Below are 19,432 nucleotides of genomic sequence, written 5' to 3' on the forward strand. Positions count from 1 at the left end.
TGACCGGCCGGCTTATTCGCCGTTGTTCCGTGTCAGTGGAGGCGCATTATAGGGACTTCTCTGACGGTGACAAGCCCTGTTTTCAAAAAATAAATCAACCGTCTCTTTTTTACCCAAATTGTCTTTAAAGTGGCAGTTTTTCGAGCTTTGCGAAGCCGTAGCGTTGCAGAACGGGTATTAATTGCGCAGTTTCCGGGCTGAGCGCCATGCAGTACGCCACATTTTCATCACGAGATTTTGCATCGGGCGCTTCATGCTCAAGCAGCCAGGCGGTTCGTCTGGCAATCGCCGCACCGGAATCCACCAGCCGGGTGCCATCCGGCAGTACGCTGAGCAGTTCATCCTGCAATAAAGGGAAATGGGTGCAACCCAGCACAACCGTATCCGGCGGTTCCGGCATCCGCAGCCACGGCTTGAGGATACGACGCAGCTCATCGAGAGAAACCGGATGGCCATGCAGCTTCGCCTCGGCCAGTTCCACCAGCTCCGCCGATCCCAGCATTTCAATCCGGCATTCATTAGCAAAGCGGGAAATCAGCTCATGGGTATAAGGACGGCGCACCGTCGCGCGGGTCGCCAGCAGCCCCACCACGCCGTTCGCCGTTAAGCGCGCCGCAGGTTTAATCGCGGGAACCACGCCCACTACCGGGAACTCGAATTTTTCGCGCAGGGCGGGAAGGGAAACCGTGCTTGCGGTATTGCAGGCAATAATGGCAATCGCCAGGGGATAACGCTGTTGAACCGCAGTGACAATTTCTACCACGCGCTCAACGATAAATTCTTCGGTCTTTTCACCGTACGGGAAAGCGACATTGTCGAACGCGTAGATGTAATGCAGATCCGGCAGCAACTGCCGGATCTCATCATAGACAGACAGCCCACCGACACCAGAGTCAAAGACCAGTACGGTGGGACGTGCATCAGAAGGTGTAGCTGCCTGACAAGGTGTATTCTCGTCCAGCAGTTTGGTAGCCATAAGCCGTCTCGTAATCTTTATCCAACAGATTACCTATTTTACCACGAACTGTGAGGTGAGACGTTACCGGATATGATGCGGAAATATCGACAGTGCTATAGCTCGGCAATACCCGCTGCTCTGGGTTATAGGTTGACGAGCGGTTGTCATAGCGGCGGCCAAAGTACTGCCATGCGATATCCATATCCACATCGAACATCGTCCAGTCGAGCTGATACTTCGCCTGGCGTTTGGCGCGGCGCGGCAGCACCTCATCGGTTTCGTCGTCACGCGGGTCGATGTACTGCAACGTTACGCGGTGAGAAAAGATGCCGGTATCCACATTACCTGTCCATTCCACGCCCTTAATGGTGGCAGAGTTGATGTTGTAATATGCCGTCTGGCTGTAAGTCACCAGGTTATCGATCTCATAGCGATACGCGGAGAGGCGCCAGTCTACCGGGCCGGTCAGGCCTTCAAGCCCGGCTTCCCACTGTTTTGACTCTTCCGGTTTGAGATTCGGGTTGGAGGCGATACCAAAACGCTCCGCGCCGTACTGCTGTCCCAGCGACGGCGCCAGGAAGCCGGTGCCGTAAGAGACGGTCACGCGATAATCATCAACAAACTCCCAGCCCGCGGCGGTCTGCCAGGTTCCATGCCAGCCGAATTCGTCATCATGATCTTCACGACCGGACGCTTCCAGGGTCACATCGCCAAACTGCTGCTGACCGGTGAGATACAGGCCGGTGTTTTCACGTTTATACACGTCGCGCGCGTAGTTGTCTGAGGAGGTCAGGCGCTCCTGCTTCCAGTCAACCCCTGCGCTCACCGAACCATGACCGACGATAACGTTATTTCCCCACTGGATATAACGCTGTTCCATATCGTCCAGCGTGGTGCCGTCGTTATAGCGGCCATATACGCTGCTGTAGTTGTAATCTTTGCTCTTCTGATAATTGGCGATCAGCTGAGAAGAATAGATGCCGGAGTTAAAGCGCAGGCCGGTATCCCAGTTCTGGCTATACAACTGGCGCTCATCGCCGCCCGCGTCGTAGCCGTAGTTACCCTGGTCGTAATCGACATTATTGGTAAAGCTGTAGCCACGGAAGAAGCCGTCAAAATTGTCGTTAAATTTGTGTTGCAGGCCACCCCAGAAGGTTTTGTTGCGATAGCCGTCGCGATCGTCATCACCCGCCCAGGAAGAGTCCGGCTGAACGTTAAACCCTTTGGTGCTGGTATAGGCGCCAGCGACCGTCGCGACCGTATCGCCAAAATGCTGACGCAGCGCGCCGTCATAGGTCTGGTAGCTGTTAGATCCCACGCTGGCGTTAATCTGCGATTTCTCATCCCCGGTTTGGGTAATGATGTTTACCACGCCGCCAATCGCGCCGGAGCCATACACCGCCGAACGCGGGCCGCGAATAAACTCGATACGCTGCACTAATGAAAGCGGAAGTTGATTCAGTTCAGGATCGTTAGAAATACCGGAACGCGCCACCGGCACGCCATCGATCAGCATCAGCAGCTGTTTGGCTTCAGTACCGCGCACATATACGGATGCGGATTGTCCCAGGCCGCCGTTCTGGGCGATATCCACGCCAGGGAGACGACGCAGAACATCCACCACCGTGCGCGCCTGCCATTTATCGATCTCTGCGCGAGTCACCACATCGGTGGGAGCCAGTACAGTATTGACAGGCTGTTGGAAACGGTTGGCGGTCACCACCATGGTGTCGGCACTGCTTTGCGCCCAGACGGAAAACGCCGTAACGGAAAGGCCCGTCAGCAGCGCGAGTTTTTTTATCATCATTATATAAAGCATCCAGCTAATAAAAGGATGCCGCACTCACGACCGATAGCACGCGATGATCGTGATAATTGCGACGTATTCCGGCAGGTCTTCGGGCTTGGAGGCGTTGTCTGGACGAAGACTTCCCACTTTATTAAGCAGTGTCTGCACGAATGCATTCGTCCCACCTGTCTTTACCGCTGCGCGTCAGCTCCAGATTTTCACTGGATTCCCTATTTTATCTTTTCGAACCGGAACGCGAATGCTACCTGCATCGCCATATGGATGTCCAGACTTCCATGCGTAAACCGCCATACAGGGCTGGACATCACGGCTGCAATCCCTACAATCCCCTGCGTAAATTTTTATCACCAGGAACGCATGATGACGCCAGAGCACCTCCCCACCGAACAGTACGACGCGCAACTGGCCGAGAAGGTAGTCCGTCTGCAGGAAATGATGAGGCCGTTTGACGCCCCTGCACCGGAGGTGTTCCGATCGCCACTCAGCCATTACCGGATGCGCGCCGAGTTCCGCATCTGGCACGACGGCGATGACCTGTACCACATCATTTTCGATCAGCAGACTAAACAGCGTATCCGGGTGGACAGTTTCCCCGCCGCCAGCGAGCTGATTAACGCCCTGATGAGCGCAATGATCGACGGTGTGCGCAATAACCCAGTGCTGCGCCATAAGCTGTTCCAGATTGATTATCTCTCTACTCACAGCGATCAGGCTGTGGTGTCGCTGCTGTATCACAAAAAGCTTGATGAAACGTGGCAGGCGCAGGCCGCCGAGCTGCGTGACGCGCTACGTGCCAGAAATCTCAATGTGCATCTGATTGGCCGCGCCACCAAAACCAAAATCGCGCTCGACCAGGATTACATTGACGAGCGTCTGGTGGTTGACGGCAAAGAGATGATTTATCGCCAGGTGGAAAACAGCTTTACCCAGCCGAACGCCGCCATGAACGTGCAAATGCTGGAGTGGGCGCTGGATGTCACCCGTGGTTCCCAGGGCGATTTGCTGGAGCTGTACTGCGGTAACGGTAACTTTTCGCTGGCGCTGGCGCGTAATTTCCGCCGCGTACTGGCCACAGAAATCGCCAAGCCGTCGGTGGCTGCCGCACAGTACAACATTGCCGCCAACCATATCGACAACGTGCAAATCATCCGCATGGCGGCGGAAGAATTTACTCAAGCGATGAACGGCGTGCGGGAGTTTAATCGTCTCCAGGGGATCGATTTAAAAAGCTATCAGTGTGAAACGATCTTCGTCGATCCGCCGCGCAGCGGGCTGGATGACGAGACGGTGAAGATGGTGCAGGATTACCCGCGTATTCTGTATATCTCCTGCAACCCGCAGACGCTGTGCCAGAACCTGGAAACCCTGTCGCACACCCATAACGTGGAGCGGCTGGCACTGTTCGACCAGTTCCCCTATACCCACCATATGGAATGTGGCGTACTGCTCAACGCGAAGCACCGCTAAAAAGACAAAACCCCAAAAACGTGTTTTTGGGGTTTTTTGTATCCGGCCAGATTATTCAGTGACGTGGGTCGGACGGTTACGCAGGCGGTAACCAATCCAGAACAGCAGCGCCACCGCCAGCACGGACGGCAGGAAGTTAGAGCCGATTGCCGGGTATTCCGCGCGCACGACCGCGCTGTAAACCAGCACGCCCAGGATGAAGCAGCCAGCGGCGAGGCTCGGCAGGCCCACCGGCATGGTGCGGTCCTGGTAACGTTGATGCAGGCAATACACCGTCAGAACCAGTGCGATAATCGGGAAGACAGAAAACGGCACCACGGAGCTGAACAGCGCCGCGAATGTGCCATTAACAGAGAGGCCGGCGATTAATGCCAGCAGTAAGGTGCCTTTTTCTTGATATGACGGTTTCATTGCTCGTCCTTCACTAGTCGGAATGTTGCGCTAACTTTTCTTGTTCGCGGCGATACCAGTAATACGCGCCTTTGGAGATCATCCGCAGTTGCAATACCAGCCGCTCTTCGAGTTGACGACGCTGCTCGGGACCAACGTCGAGGGCTTCCGCGCCGGCGCTAAACACGATGGTGACCATCGCTTCCGCCTGCGCTTCAGTAAAACTTCGCGGCATGTGACTTTCGAGTTCCAGATAGTCGGCAAGTTCCGCAATGAAATGCTGGATTTCCCTGGCTACCGCCGCACGAAACGCCGCCGAGGTGCCGGAGCGCTCCCGCAACAGCAGACGAAACGCGTTAGGGTTGTTGCCGATAAATTCCATGAATGTGGAAACAGAGGTGCGGATCACGCTGCCGCCTTTGGCGATGCGCTGGCGCGCCTGTCGCATCAGCTGGCGCAGCATCAAACCGCTTTCATCCACCATGGTCAGCCCCAGTTCATCCACATCTCTGAAATGCCGATAAAATGAGGTGGGCGCAATACCCGCCTCACGGGCGACTTCACGCAGGCTCAGACTGGCAAAACTTCTTTCAGCGCTCAGTTGGCTGAACGCCGCTTCTACGAGCGACCGCCGGGTACGTTCTTTCTGTTGCGCTCTTACACCCATCACGTTGCCTGAATCCTTCCTGTCGAATGGCACACTGCCAGCCAATAAAATTACCGGGTTTATACTGGATTGTGAATGACTGTTTACGCGAGCTGTCTCGCGTTCCTCAGGAAAAAGCACAGTAACAATTGGGTTATCGCACCGATAATGTTACCATTCTGTTGTTTTTATGTATAAGAACAGGTCTGCCTTACCATGCCACACACCTACGATTATGACGCAATAGTGATTGGTTCCGGCCCTGGCGGCGAAGGCGCTGCTATGGGACTGGTTAAGCAAGGAGCACGGGTCGCGGTCATTGAGCGCTACCACAACGTCGGCGGCGGTTGCACCCACTGGGGCACCATCCCCTCGAAAGCACTCCGTCATGCCGTCAGCCGCATTATTGAATTTAACCAAAACCCGCTGTACAGCGATCACACCCGATTACTTCGTTCCTCCTTCGCCGATATTCTTAACCACGCCGACAGCGTGATTAACCAGCAAACCCGTATGCGACAGGGCTTTTACGAGCGCAACCGCTGCGAGATTTTGCAGGGCGATGCCCATTTTGTGGATGAACACACCCTCGCCCTGGAGTGCCATGACGGCACGGTGGAAAATCTCACCGCCGCGCAGTTCGTCATTGCCTGCGGCTCGCGCCCGTATCACCCGGAAGATGTCGACTTCACCCACCCGCGCGTTTACGACAGCGACTCGATCCTCAGCCTGCACCACGAACCACGCCACGTGATTATTTACGGCGCGGGGGTCATCGGCTGCGAATACGCGTCGATTTTCCGCGGGATGAACGTCAAGGTCGATCTGATTAACACCCGCGACCGGCTGCTGGCGTTCCTCGATCAGGAGATGTCCGATTCGCTCTCCTACCACTTCTGGAATAGCGGCGTGGTGATTCGCCACAACGAAGAGTATGAGCGCATCGAAGGGCTGGACGACGGGGTGATCATGCACCTGAAGTCCGGTAAAAAAGTCAAAGCCGACTGCCTGCTGTATGCCAACGGCCGCACCGGGAATACCGATTCGCTGGCGCTGGGCAACATCGGTCTTGAAGCCGACGGGCGCGGGCTGTTGAAGGTCAACAGCATGTACCAGACCGCATTGCCGCACGTGTATGCAGTGGGCGATGTGATTGGCTATCCGAGCCTGGCGTCAGCGGCGTATGACCAAGGGCGTATCGCCGCACAGGCGATGATCAAAGGCGAAGCCAGCGCGCATCTGGTGGAAGATATCCCGACCGGTATTTACACCATCCCGGAGATCAGCTCAGTGGGTAAAACCGAGCAGCAGCTCACCGCGATGAAAGTGCCGTACGAAGTGGGCCGGGCGCAGTTTAAGCATCTGGCGCGGGCGCAAATCGTCGGGATGAACGTGGGTACGCTGAAGATCCTCTTCCATCGCGAGACGAAAGAGATTTTGGGTATTCACTGCTTTGGCGAGCGCGCGGCCGAAATTATTCATATCGGCCAGGCGATAATGGAGCAAAAAGGTGGCGGCAACACCATCGAATACTTCGTTAACACCACCTTTAACTACCCGACCATGGCGGAAGCCTATCGGGTAGCGGCGTTAAACGGCTTAAACCGCCTGTTTTAACGCCGGGTCGAAATGGCCATCCATTTTTGTACGGATGGCCTCCGCCAGTTGCTCGTAGCGGTTACGCAGCGGCGAGCCCGGACGGTAAACCAGGCCCACGGTGCGACGCGGCTCCGGCTTAAAGCATTGCAGATACACCACGCCGTCGCGGCGGCGCTCATTCGGCACCGCCAGCGCAGGCAGCAACGTAATCCCACTGCCCGCCGCCACCATGTTACGCAGCGTTTCCAGGCTGGTTGCCCGGAAATGGGTATCTTCATCCGCGCCCGCTTCAAAGCAGAAGCCCATCGCCTGGTCGCGTAAGCAGTGACCGTCTTCCAGCATCAGCAATTTTTCGCCCGCCAGATCGGACATCGGCACGCGCTCGCGCGTTGCCCACGGATGATCTTCATACACCGCCAGCAGCATCGGCTCATCAAATAGCGGCACCTCGATAAAGGCTTCGCTCTCTTTCACCAGCGCCAGAATCGCGCAGTCGAGCTTGCCGCTATCCAGTTGCGCCAGCAGTTGATGGGTCTGCGCTTCATGCAGGTACATTTCGAGTTTCGGGAAAGTCTGGTGCAACATCGGAATGATGTGCGGCAGCAAATACGGGCCTACGGTCGGGATTAAGCCAATATGCAGCGGGCCGGACATCGCCTCGCCCTGTTGACTGGCCATTTCCTTTAGCACTTTGACTTCGCGTAATACGGTGCGCGCCTGATCCACCAGCAGCAATCCGGCCTGAGTAAACAGCACCTTGCGGCTGGTCCGTTCCAGCAACATCACACCCAGTTCGTCCTCCAGCTTGCGGATTTGTCCGCTTAAGGTCGGCTGGCTGACATGGCACGCATCGGCAGCACGTCGAAAATGACGGTGCTCGGCCAGTGCGACCAGGTATTCAAGATCACGAATATTCATTAATCATCCTCCGCCGCCACGATAGCCCATGGCGATAGATAGAATAGCAACCAACGATTATCCCTATCAAGCGAAATGACAAATAATAGCCAACAACGAAGCGACACTGCCTTACCCCGCAATGTGAGCTGAAAAACCCTTAACGGAATAACTAAAGCCAACGTAAATTTTTAGCGGACTTGATGTCCGCTTTTTTTTGCAAAAAAAAGCCTGGCACCACGCCAGGCCGAGTGGAGCAAAATGCGATTACGCTAAACGCGCTTTCGCCTCGCTAATTGCGGTTGCGACCTGTTGTGGCGATACGCCGCCTTTTGCCGAGCGCTTATCAAGGCAAGACTGCAACGACAGGATCGGATAAACGTCCTCGCCAATCACGGTACTGAATTTCTGTAAATCGGTCAGCGGCAGCGCCTCCAGCGCTTTGCCCTGGCGAATCGCTTCTACCACGGTTTCGCCCACGATATGGTGCGCTTCGCGGAACGGAACGCCTTTGGCGACCAAATAGTCGGCCAGTTCGGTTGCGTTAGCGTAGCCTTGCTCCGCCGCTTCCTGGCAGCGGGGGCGTTTTACCTGGATGCCGTCCAGCACCAGCGTCGCCATTTGCAGGCAGTCAAACCAGGTGTCGAGCGCGTCGAACAGCCCTTCTTTGTCTTCCTGCATATCTTTGTTGTAAGCCAGTGGCAGCCCTTTCAGGGTCATCATCATGCCGGTTAACGCACCTTGCACACGGCCACATTTGCCCCGGATCAGCTCCAGCGCATCCGGATTCTTCTTCTGCGGCATCAGAGATGAACCCGAAGTCACGCGATCCGACAGCTCAACAAACGCTGCTTCGCCGGTGTTGAAGAAAATCAGGTCTTCGGCGAAACGGGAAAGATGCACCATGCCGATAGAAGCATCGGACAGCAGTTCCAGCACGTGGTCGCGGTCAGACACGCTATCCAGGCTGTTGCGGGTCGCGGAGGCAAAACCCAGCCATCCGGCCAGTTGCTCACGATCGATGTCGTAAGCGGTGCCCGCCAGCGCGCCGCAGCCCAGCGGGCTGACGTCCAGGCGCTTCAGCGTATCCTGCAAACGGCTTTCATCACGGGCCAACATCTCAACGTAGGCCAGGCACCAGTGGGCAAATGTCACCGGCTGGGCGCGCTGAAGGTGGGTATAACCCGGCATCACCGCGTCCTGGTTACTGGCGGCGGTTTCCACCAGCGCGCGTTGCAGTTCGCGGGTCGCGTTCAGCAACTCGCCGACGGTCATTTTGCACCACAGTTTCAGGTCGGTGGCGACCTGATCATTACGGCTACGCCCGGTGTGAAGTTTTTTACCCAGTTGACCGACTTTGTCGATCAGTTTGCCTTCCACCCAGCTGTGAATATCTTCAGCATCGCTTTCAAGAATTTGTTGCGGGTTCGCCTGCACTTCTTGCAGCAGCGTTTGCAGCGCCTGCTCAAGCTGCACCTGCTCATCGGCAGTCAGAACGCCTACGGTCACCAGCGCTTTAGACCAGGCGACAGAGCCCACAATATCCTGCTCCGCCAGGCGGTAATCGAATCGCAACGAGTCGTTGAACTGTTTAAACCGCTGATCCGCTGCCTGAGTAAAACGCCCACCCCAAAGTGCCATAACCCGCTCCGTAAATGTTAATCCAGTCGATAAAATCAAGGCGGATATCGCTACCCGCCAGGTTTGCTACGTTAACGCTTAAGACAACACGTCTGATTATTTTTTCTGCTCGTTCAGCGCACGGATACGTGATGACAGCGAGAACAGACGGATAAAGCCGCCCGCGTGGCTGTGGTCATAGACTTCGTCTTCGCCGAAGGTCGCGAACTCTTCGCTGTACAGGCTGTTGGCGGATTTCTTCTGGATCGCCGTCACCTGGCCTTTATAGAGTTGCAGCACCACTTCACCGTTGACGCCTTCCGCCAGCGATTCCGCCGCCGCCTGCAATGACTGACGCAGCGGCGCGAACCAGCGGCCGTCATACACCACGTAAGACATTTCCAGGCCAACCTGCTCACGCCATTTGAAGCTATCGCGGTCCAGCACCAGCTGCTCAACGCCGCGCAGCGCCGCCATCATGATGGTGCCCCCTGGGGTTTCGTAGCAGCCGCGGGATTTAATGCCCACCAGGCGGTTTTCCACGATATCGATACGGCCCACACCATGTTTCGCGCCGAGTTTATTCAGCGCTTCCAGGCACTGGAACGGGCTCAGGAATTCACCGTTTACGGCAACCACTTTGCCTTTCTCAACGGTGACGGTGACTTGCTCAGGCGCGTCCGGGGCTTCCTGCGGATCGACGGTCCAGACCCAGCAATCTTTGTTGGACGCATTCCACGGGCTTTCCAGCACGCCGCCTTCAGTAGAGATGTGCCAGGCGTTCTCATCACGGCTGTAGATTTTTTCCAGCGACGCGGTGGTCGGGATGTCGCGCTCTTTCAGGTAGTCCAGCAGCGCTTCACGGGAACGCAGGTTCCACTCACGCCATGGGGCGATGACTTTCAGGTTCGGGACCAGCGCCGCCCAGGCGGATTCAAAACGCACCTGGTCGTTGCCTTTACCGGTCGCACCGTGGCACAGCGCATCTGCGCCCACTTTAATCGCCACATCCGCCAGCGCCTTCGCGATCAGCGGGCGCGCCATAGAGGTACCCAGCAGGTAGCTGCCTTCATACAGCGCCCCGGTTTGCAGCACCGGATAAACGTAATCTTTGATGAACTCTTCACGCGCATCGACCACATAGCACTCGCTCGCGCCAGTGCGCAGGGCTTTTTGCTCAACACCTTTCAGATCGTCACGGTCCTGGCCGATATCCACCACGCAGGCCACCACTTCGCAACCTTCATAGTTTTCTTTCAGCCATGGAATGATCGCGGAGGTATCCAGGCCGCCGGAGTAAGCGAGAACAACTTTTTTGATGCCGTGGTTTTGCATTTTCTTTTTCCTTTAAAAACGGTAATTAGGCAAGAATACGGGTGCCGATGGCTGTCCCGTTAAACAAAGAAGGTAACTGCTCGGCATGACGCCAGGAGGCGATATCCACCGGGCGGCCCAGCGTGCGCGCCGCATCCAGCGCCGCATTCACTTTCACCACCATACCATCGGTGATGATGCCCTGGGCAATCAGCTGTTCGGCTTTTGCGGCAGTCATCTCAGCAATGCGCTGCCCTTTGCCGTCCAGAATGCCGCTGACATCGGAAAGCAGGATCAGATCCGCACCGAGCGTGGCGGCCAGCGCCGTAGCGGCCTGGTCAGCGTTGACGTTCATCAGCTCGCCCGCCTCGGTGACGCCGATAGAGCTGACCACCGGCATAAAGCCAGCGTCCAGCAGGGTCGTAATCAGTTTGGCTGAGCCCGGTTCGGCTTTGCCGACGTGGCCAAGTTCATCATCCAGTTGGCTCACTTTTACGCTGTCGCCGTCGCCAAGATACAGGCCCACCGCCGGCAGTTGATGTTTCTTCGCCCAGGCCAGCAGCGTTTTGTTGGCGCTGCCCGCCAGCGCACCGGTGATGATGTCGATCTGATCGGCTGGCGTAACGCGCAGGCCATTTTTCTTTTTCACCGGCAGATTGAGTTTTTTCATCAGCTCATCCACCACGCAGCCGCCGCCATGAACGATTACCAGCGGGCGCTCGTGGGTCTCGCGATAATTCACCAGCGCGGTGAACAGACGTTCCAGCGCCTCTTCGCTATCCAGCAGTACGCCACCTAATTTGATAATTAATGGATTCATTATTGCACCGTTAAATAAGTGACTGAGTTTCAGCGAAGCCGAAACGAATATTGGCACACTGCACTGCCTGCGCCGCAGCGCCTTTCAGCAGGTTATCTTCCGTGGCCACCACAATTAGATGCTCGCCCTGAACAGCGAAACCGATATCGCAGAACGGCAAGCCCACCACATTTTTCAGCGCCGGAACGCCGTTCTGATACAGACGCACCAGCGGTTTATCACCGTAGGCGTCATTGAACGTCTGCGCCACCTGCTCTGCCGTCACGCCCGGTTTCAGGCGGCAGGTGATGGTTTCTAAAATCCCGCGCGGGAAGTTGCCCAGATGCGGAGTGAAAATGACCTGCGCGCCCAGATGGGTCGCGATTTCCGGCTGATGGCGATGGGTAAATACGCCATAGGGTTGCAGGCTCACTTCGCAGAAGCTGTTAGACATCGCCGCCTTGCGCCCGGCGCCGCTCACGCCGCTGGTGGCGTTGATCACCGGCCACTGGGCCAAATCCAGCAGATCGTTGTCGATCAGCGGCTTGAGCGACAACTGTGCCGCCGTCGGGTAGCAACCCGGCACGGCAACCAGTTTGGCTTCTTTCAGCGCGTCGCGGCTCCACTCAGCCAGGCCATACACCGCCTGCTCCAGCAGTTGCGGATGCTGATGGGTGAAACCGTAGAATTTTTCGTAAAACGCCGCATCGTTCACCCGGTACGCGCCGGATAAATCGAATACCACACAGCCTGCGTCAAGGAACTGCGGTGCCAGGTCGTGACTCACTTCGTGCGCCGTCGCCAGAAACACCACGTCAACGCCCTGGGTGAACTCGCTGATGTCAGACATCGGCATCAGCGGCATATCAACAATGCCTTTCAGTTGAGGATGCAAATCGGAGAGTAATTTTCCTGCATCATTGCTTTGCGCTGAGACCGTCAATGCGGTTATGTTCATATGTGGATGGCGATTGACATAGGTCGCGAGCTCTGCGCCAGTATAACCACTGGCACCAACAATCAGCGTATTCAACATCGGGGCTGTTCACCTTCTTTTATCGTCACGAGAAGTTACCTGGGGCAAAAGCGCCTGCTTCTGCCACGTTAGCGAGCGTTTTCAGGAGGCTGCGCGATGCGGTTCCTTTTTGCTCACCGTTAATGTATTTTTATTCACTTAATTTGCATGAATATTGATACTATCACGACCTAAGGTATGTCAACAGTGAAAATGAAATTACCGCCGTTTATCGAGATTTACCGCGCATTAATCGCGACTCCGTCCATCAGTGCGACCGAAGCCGCGTTAGATCAGAGTAATGCGTCTTTAATCAATTTACTGGCGTCCTGGTTTGGCGATCTGGGTTTTAACGTTGAAGTTCAGCCGGTTCCAGGAACCCGCAATAAATTCAATATGTTGGCGAGCATCGGCCAGGGCGCGGGCGGATTACTGCTGGCAGGCCACACCGACACGGTGCCGTTTGACGACGGGCGTTGGACGCGCGATCCCTTCACCCTGACCGAGCACGACAACAAGCTGTACGGCCTGGGCACCGCCGACATGAAAGGCTTTTTCGCCTTTATTCTCGATGCGCTGCGTGACGTCGACGTGACGCAACTGAAAAAACCGCTCTACATTCTGGCGACGGCGGATGAAGAGACCAGCATGGCGGGGGCGCGCTATTTTGCCGAAACCACCCAGCTGCGCCCGGACTGCGCGATTATCGGCGAACCGACCTCTTTGCAGCCGATCCGCGCGCACAAAGGACATATCTCCAGCGCGATTCGGGTACTGGGCCAGTCGGGCCATTCCAGCGATCCGGCGCGCGGCGTCAATGCCATTGAACTGATGCATGACGCCATTGGCCGTATTCTGGAGCTGCGCGATAACCTGAAAGAGCGCTATCACTATGACGCGTTTACCGTGCCGTATCCGACGCTCAACCTTGGCCACATTCACGGTGGTGATGCCGCCAACCGCATTTGCGCCTGCTGCGAGCTGCATCTGGATATTCGCCCGCTGCCGGGGATGACCCTTAACGATCTTAATGGATTGCTGGAAGAAGCCCTGGAGCCGGTCAGCAGCCGCTGGCCGGGCCGCCTGAACGTTGCAGAACTGCACCCGCCGATCCCAGGCTACGAATGCCCGCCGGATCATCATCTGGTGAAAGTGGTGGAAGAGTTGCTCGGCGCGCAAACCGACGTGGTGAACTACTGCACCGAAGCGCCGTTTATTCAGACGCTCTGCCCGACGCTGGTGCTTGGCCCCGGTTCCATTAACCAGGCGCATCAACCGGATGAATATCTGGAAACCCGGTTTATTAAACCGACCCGTGAACTGATTACCCAGGTTGTTCATCACTTCTGCTGGCACTGATCTGCATCACCCTCCTGTCACGTCGGAGGGTGACTTTTGTCACATTTCCATAAGTAACGCTTATCTGGCACGAAATGAATTAAATTTCGTGAATTGTCGCGATTTATTGGTTTGCTGAAGCGATTTCGCCGCAATTGACGAATGGTGGTTTACGTGGCTTTATAAAAGAAAAGACGTAGTTCAAGTCCGAAAGATTTCGGGGGCGCTGCCAACGCGGCTGTGGTTCGAAATATTAAGGACATATACACAAGAGATGGGGTGTCTGGGTTTTATGAACGAACAATATTCCGCTTTGCGTAGTAATGTCAGTATGCTCGGCAAGCTGCTCGGGGATACCATCAAGGATGCACTCGGAGAGAACATTCTTGACCGCGTAGAAACAATCCGCAAATTGTCGAAGTCCTCACGTGCTGGCAATGAAGCAAATCGGCAAGAACTGCTGACCACGCTGCAAAATCTGTCCAACGATGAGTTACTTCCGGTAGCCCGCGCCTTTAGCCAGTTTCTGAACCTGGCCAATACCGCCGAGCAATACCACAGCATCTCTCCCAAAGGGGAAGCCGCCAGCAACCCGGAAGTGATTGCCCGCACGCTGCGTAAACTCAAAGACCAGCCGAACCTGAGCGAAGCGGCGATCAAGCAGGCCGTTGAGTCGCTTTCCCTGGAGCTGGTGCTGACCGCACACCCCACTGAAATCACCCGTCGTACGCTGATCCACAAAATGGGCGAAGTGAATAACTGCCTGCATCAGCTCGACCATAAAGATATCGCCGATTACGAACGCAACCAGATCACCCGCCGTCTGCGCCAGCTCATTGCCCAGTCCTGGCATACCGATGAAATTCGTAAAAACCGCCCATCGCCTATCGACGAAGCGAAATGGGGCTTTGCGGTAGTGGAAAACAGCCTGTGGGAAGGCATTCCCAGCTATCTGCGTGAACTGAACGAGCAGTTGCAGGAGCACCTGGATTACAAACTGCCGGTAGATTTTGTACCGGTGCGCTTTACCTCCTGGATGGGCGGCGACCGCGACGGCAACCCGAACGTCACTGCCGATATCACCCGTCACGTGCTGCTGCTGAGCCGTTGGAAAGCCACCGACCTGTTCCTGAGAGATATTCACGTCCTGATTTCCGAACTGTCGATGGTAGAGTGTACCGACGAACTGCGCGAGCGCGTCGGCGAAGCGGGCGCGTCTGAGCCATATCGCTATCTGCTGAAAGGCATTCGCAGCCAGCTCACCGCTACCCAGGCCTGGCTGGAAGCGCGCCTGAAAGGCCAGAAACTGCCGAAGCCGCAAGGCTTGCTGACCCAAAACGAACAGCTGTGGGAACCGTTGTACGCCTGTTATCAATCGCTACAGGCCTGTGGCATGGGCATTATTGCCAACGGCGAACTGCTCGATACGCTGCGCCGCGTGAAGTGTTTCGGCGTGCCGCTGGTGCGTATTGATATCCGCCAGGAAAGCACCCGCCATACCGAAGCGCTGGGCGAACTGACCCGCTACCTCGGCATTGGCGATTACGAAAGCTGGTCAGAAGCCGACAAACAGGCCTTCCTGATCCGCGAACTGAATTCCAAACGTCCGCTGCTGCCGCGCCAGTGGGAACCGAGCGAAGAAACCCGCGAAGTGCTGGACACCTGCCGGGTGATCGCCGAAGCGCCGCAGGGCTCTATCGCCGCCTACGTAATTTCAATGGCGAAAACCCCGTCTGACGTGCTGGCGGTACATCTGCTGCTGAAAGAGGCGGGCATCGGTTTTGCGCTGCCGGTTGCGCCGCTGTTCGAAACCCTCGACGACCTGAATAACGCTAATGACGTGATGACCCAGTTGCTGAATATCGACTGGTATCGCGGCTTTATCCAGGGCAAACAGATGGTGATGATTGGCTATTCCGACTCGGCGAAAGACGCGGGCGTGATGGCGGCCTCCTGGGCGCAATACCAGGCACAGGACGCGTTAATCAAAACCTGTGAGAAAGCGGGCATCGCCCTGACGCTGTTCCACGGACGCGGCGGCTCCATCGGTCGCGGCGGCGCGCCTGCGCATGCAGCGCTGCTCTCTCAACCGCCGGGTAGCCTGAAAGGTGGCCTGCGCGTGACCGAACAGGGCGAAATGATCCGCTTTAAATACGGCCTGCCGGAAATCACCATCAGCAGCCTGTCGCTGTATACCGGTGCGATCCTCGAAGCTAACTTGCTGCCGCCGCCGGAACCGAAAGCCGAATGGCGTCACATCATGGACGAGCTGTCGACCATTTCCTGCAACATGTATCGCGGATACGTGCGTGAAAACGCCGACTTCGTGCCCTATTTCCGCTCCGCAACGCCGGAACTGGAGCTGGGCAAACTGCCGCTGGGTTCGCGCCCGGCGAAGCGTCGCCCGAACGGCGGCGTGGAATCCCTGCGCGCCATTCCGTGGATTTTCGCCTGGACGCAAAACCGCCTGATGCTGCCCGCCTGGCTGGGCGCAGGTGCCGCGTTGCAGAAAGTGGTGGAAGACGGTAAGCAGGGCCAGCTTGAAGCCATGTGCCGCGACTGGCCGTTTTTCTCGACCCGCCTCGGCATGCTGGAAATGGTATTCTCCAAAGCGGACCTGTGGCTGGCGGAATACTACGATCAGCGCCTGGTGAAGAAAGAGCTGTGGCCGCTCGGTAAAGAGCTACGCGAGCTGCTGGAAGCGGACATCAAAGTGGTGCTGGATATCGCCAACGACTCTCATCTGATGGCGGATCTGCCGTGGATTGCCGAGTCGATTCAGTTGCGCAATATCTACACCGACCCGCTAAACGTTCTCCAGGCCGAACTGCTGCACCGCTCCCGCCTGACGGAAGAAGCGGGCAAAGAGCCGGACCCGCGCGTTGAACAGGCGCTGATGGTCACTATCGCCGGCGTCGCGGCGGGTATGCGTAACACCGGTTAATGCCTTTACGCCCCGGCACTGTCCGGGGCGTTTATTTCTCGCCGCTGGCGACTTCACATCCCATACTTATCTTTTACGGTAATAAAACCGGGAGGAGATAAGCATGACTCAACAGTACGAATTGCTGACCGCGCCCTCCACAACGCCCATCAAAATGTGGACTAAAGGCGTGCCGGTTGAAGGCGAAGCCAAACAGCAACTGCTCAAAACCGCCAGCATGCCGTTTATCTTTAAGCATCTGGCCGTCATGCCTGACGTGCATCTCGGTAAAGGTTCCACCATCGGCAGCGTGATCCCGACGCGCGGCGCGATTATCCCGGCGGCAGTGGGCGTGGATATCGGCTGCGGTATGATTGCCGTGCGTACCTCACTCACGGCGAGCGACTTGCCTGACAACCTTTCAGGATTACGCAGCGCCATCGAACAAACCGTTCCTCATGGCCGCACCGTTGGCCGCGCCCAGCGCGATAAAGGCGCGTGGAACCATACGCCTCAGGATGTAGACGCCCACTGGGCACATCTTGCGCCGCGTTTTAAAAAGCTCACCGACAAATACCCTCAACTGCTGAAAACCAATAACCACCAGCACCTGGGGACACTTGGCACCGGTAACCACTTTATTGAAGTCTGTCTGGATGAGCAGCAGCGGGTCTGGGTGATGCTACACAGTGGTTCTCGCGGCGTCGGCAACGCCATCGGGTCGCTGTTTATCGCACTGGCGCAAAAAGATATGCAGCGCCATATCAGCAATCTGCCCGACCGCGATCTGGCCTATTTCGAAGAAGGCAGTAAACATTTTAACGACTACATGGAAGCCGTCAGTTGGGCGCAGGATTACGCCCATCACAACCGCGAAGTGATGATGAACCGCGTCCTGGCGGCGCTGTCTAAAATCATCACCAAACCCTTCGCAACCCAGCAGGAAGCCGTTAACTGCCACCATAACTACGTTCAGAAAGAAACGCATTTCGGCGAGTCGGTACTGGTTACCCGTAAAGGGGCGGTATCGGCGCAGAAAGGGCAAATGGGGATTATCCCCGGCTCGATGGGCGCGAAAAGCTTTATCGTGCGCGGCCTCGGGAATGAAGACAGCTTCTGCTCGTGCAGCCACGGCGCAGGCCGCACCATGAGCCGCAGCGCCGCTAAAAAGCGCTTTACGGTTGACGACCAAATCCGCGCCACCGCACATGTCGAATGCCGTAAAGACAGCGAGGTGATTGACGAAATCCCTATGGCGTATAAAGACATCGACGCCGTAATGGCGGCGCAATCGTCGCTGGTTGAAATCGTGCATACGCTGCGTCAGGTCGTCTGCGTGAAAGGATAAGGCGCAGCGGGTTAATGGCTGGCGGCATATGTTCCACATTCTTAAAGGCCATACATCAGATATGGTCTTTTTTTATCCTGGCGGGTAAGGTTTGCCATGCCTCTGCGCCAGGCTATCAGGCGCAGCAAATGTGGAAATCTAAATCTGTAACAGGAGAAGATGTATGGATCACATCATTCAGTCACCGGGTAAATACATTCAGGGTGCCGGTGTGCTTAGCCGCCTCGGCGATTACCTTAAACCTATGGCCGAACGCTGGCTGGTGGTCGGCGATAAATTCGTTTTGGGCTTTGCCCAGGAAAGCCTGCAATACAGCCTGAGCGCTGCCGGGTTGGCATTTGAAATTGCGCCGTTTGGCGGCGAGTGTTCGCAGAATGAGATCGACCGCCTGCGCGCCGTGGCGGAAAACGCGCGCTGCGATGCGGTCGTCGGGATTGGCGGCGGTAAAACGCTGGATACCGCCAAAGCGCTGGCGCATTACATGGCGGTTCCGGTGGCTATCGCGCCAACCATCGCCTCCACCGACGCGCCTTGTAGCGCCCTGTCGGTCATTTATACCGATGACGGTGAATTTGACCGCTACCTGTTATTGCCGCACAACCCGAACATGGTGATCGTTGATACCAAAATTGTAGCGGGCGCACCGGCGCGTCTGCTGGCGGCAGGGATTGGCGATGCGCTGGCGACCTGGTTCGAAGCGCGCGCCTGTTCACGCAGCGGCGCCAAAACGATGGCCGGCGGCCAGTGTACCCAGGCCGCGCTGGCCCTGGCGGAGCTGTGCTACAACACGCTGCTGGAACAGGGCGAAAAAGCGATGCTGGCGGCGGAACAGCATGTGGTTACCCCGGCGCTGGAACGGGTGGTGGAAGCCAATACCTATCTGAGCGGCGTCGGCTTTGAAAGCGGCGGCCTGGCGGCGGCGCACGCGATCCACAACGGTTTAACCGCTATCCCGGATGCGCATCATTTTTATCATGGTGAAAAAGTCGCGTTTGGTACGCTGGTGCAGCTAGTGCTGGAAAACGCGCCGCTGGAGGAGATCGAAACCGTCGCATCGCTGTGCTTTGCCGTGGGATTGCCGATCACGCTGGCGGAGTTGGATATTGAAAGCGATATTCCCGCCAAAATGCGCATCGTCGCTGAAGCCGCCTGCGCCGAAGGGGAAACCATTCACAATATGCCGGGCGGCGCGACAGCCGAGCAGGTGTATGCGGCGCTGTTGGTGGCCGACCAGTACGGTCAGGGCTTTTTGAAAAACTGGCAGTAACATAAAAATGCCCGGCTGCGTTAAGCGCCGGGCATTTTTTG

The 19,432-nt window shown here is 56.6% G+C and carries 15 protein-coding genes and 1 riboswitch; of the genes, 6 read left to right on the forward strand and 9 right to left on the reverse strand.

Translation table 11 applies throughout. From position 1 onward, the window contains the following. Window positions 1-124: 124 nt before the first annotated feature. Window positions 125-976, reverse strand: a complete 852-nt coding sequence (gene murI / locus RT120_RS20560) for a glutamate racemase (RefSeq protein WP_312985612.1) — start codon at window positions 974-976, stop codon at window positions 125-127. Continuing rightward, entirely contained in the window at window positions 921-2,762 is a 1,842-nt protein-coding gene (gene btuB, locus RT120_RS20565) for a TonB-dependent vitamin B12 receptor BtuB (RefSeq protein ID WP_312985653.1), read from the reverse strand. The genes murI and btuB overlap by 56 nt, the downstream gene beginning before the upstream one ends. Window positions 2,763-2,829: 67 nt before the next feature. Next, window positions 2,830-3,015, reverse strand: a riboswitch (cobalamin riboswitch). A gap of 113 nt (window positions 3,016-3,128) precedes the next feature. On the opposite strand from btuB, the gene trmA reads away from it, so the two are divergent. Then, window positions 3,129-4,235, forward strand: coding sequence for a tRNA (uridine(54)-C5)-methyltransferase TrmA (gene trmA, locus RT120_RS20570; RefSeq protein WP_312985655.1), 1,107 nt, complete (start codon window positions 3,129-3,131; stop codon window positions 4,233-4,235). 51 nt (window positions 4,236-4,286) lie between these two features. Here the strand turns inward: trmA and RT120_RS20575 are convergent, their stop codons facing one another. Beyond that, a complete protein-coding gene (locus RT120_RS20575) occupies window positions 4,287-4,646 on the reverse strand; it encodes a YijD family membrane protein (protein ID WP_151603042.1) in 360 nt (119 codons plus the stop codon). A gap of 13 nt (window positions 4,647-4,659) precedes the next feature. Continuing rightward, window positions 4,660-5,295, reverse strand: coding sequence for an HTH-type transcriptional repressor FabR (fabR, locus tag RT120_RS20580; protein ID WP_040460042.1), 636 nt, complete (start codon window positions 5,293-5,295; stop codon window positions 4,660-4,662). Between the two features lie 192 nt (window positions 5,296-5,487). Between fabR and sthA the strand changes: the two genes are divergently transcribed. Then, window positions 5,488-6,888, forward strand: coding sequence for a Si-specific NAD(P)(+) transhydrogenase (gene sthA / locus RT120_RS20585; RefSeq protein WP_161659608.1), 1,401 nt, complete (start codon window positions 5,488-5,490; stop codon window positions 6,886-6,888). Here the strand turns inward: sthA and oxyR are convergent. The 5 genes from oxyR to argC form a co-directional block, all read right to left on the reverse strand. Then, window positions 6,871-7,788, reverse strand: a complete 918-nt coding sequence (gene oxyR / locus RT120_RS20590; RefSeq protein ID WP_312985614.1) for a DNA-binding transcriptional regulator OxyR — start codon at window positions 7,786-7,788, stop codon at window positions 6,871-6,873. The genes sthA and oxyR overlap by 18 nt on opposite strands. A gap of 246 nt (window positions 7,789-8,034) precedes the next feature. Beyond that, window positions 8,035-9,408 (reverse strand): argininosuccinate lyase, encoded by a 1,374-nt coding sequence (gene argH, locus RT120_RS20595; protein ID WP_312985616.1) that lies wholly within the window; start codon window positions 9,406-9,408, stop codon window positions 8,035-8,037. A 96-nt stretch (window positions 9,409-9,504) separates the two neighbouring features. Then, entirely contained in the window at window positions 9,505-10,722 is a 1,218-nt protein-coding gene (locus tag RT120_RS20600; RefSeq protein WP_312985618.1) for an argininosuccinate synthase, read from the reverse strand. Window positions 10,723-10,747: 25 nt separating this feature from the next. Next, entirely contained in the window at window positions 10,748-11,524 is a 777-nt protein-coding gene (gene argB / locus RT120_RS20605; protein WP_312985657.1) for an acetylglutamate kinase, read from the reverse strand. Window positions 11,525-11,531: 7 nt separating this feature from the next. Further along, on the reverse strand, window positions 11,532-12,536 hold the full coding sequence (gene argC, locus RT120_RS20610; protein WP_312985620.1) for an N-acetyl-gamma-glutamyl-phosphate reductase: 1,005 nt from the start codon (window positions 12,534-12,536) through the stop codon (window positions 11,532-11,534). A 186-nt stretch (window positions 12,537-12,722) separates the two neighbouring features. Between argC and argE the strand changes: the two genes are divergently transcribed. The 4 genes from argE (at window position 12,723) to RT120_RS20630 (ending at window position 19,391) form a co-directional block, all read left to right on the forward strand. Beyond that, window positions 12,723-13,874: an acetylornithine deacetylase gene (gene argE, locus RT120_RS20615; protein WP_312985622.1), complete on the forward strand. Its 1,152-nt coding sequence runs from the start codon at window positions 12,723-12,725 to the stop codon at window positions 13,872-13,874. Between the two features lie 271 nt (window positions 13,875-14,145). Beyond that, window positions 14,146-16,797 carry a phosphoenolpyruvate carboxylase gene (gene ppc, locus RT120_RS20620; protein WP_151603034.1) on the forward strand — a complete coding sequence of 884 codons (2,652 nt, stop codon included), beginning with the start codon at window positions 14,146-14,148 and terminating at the stop codon, window positions 16,795-16,797. 103 nt (window positions 16,798-16,900) lie between these two features. After that, entirely contained in the window at window positions 16,901-18,124 is a 1,224-nt protein-coding gene (locus tag RT120_RS20625; protein WP_312985624.1) for an RtcB family protein, read from the forward strand. A 163-nt stretch (window positions 18,125-18,287) separates the two neighbouring features. Then, window positions 18,288-19,391, forward strand: a complete 1,104-nt coding sequence (locus RT120_RS20630; protein ID WP_312985626.1) for a glycerol dehydrogenase — start codon at window positions 18,288-18,290, stop codon at window positions 19,389-19,391. The last annotated feature ends 41 nt before the right edge of the window (window positions 19,392-19,432 follow it).

This window comes from Atlantibacter sp., assembly GCF_032062175.1.
Classification (GTDB): Bacteria; Pseudomonadota; Gammaproteobacteria; order Enterobacterales; family Enterobacteriaceae; genus Atlantibacter.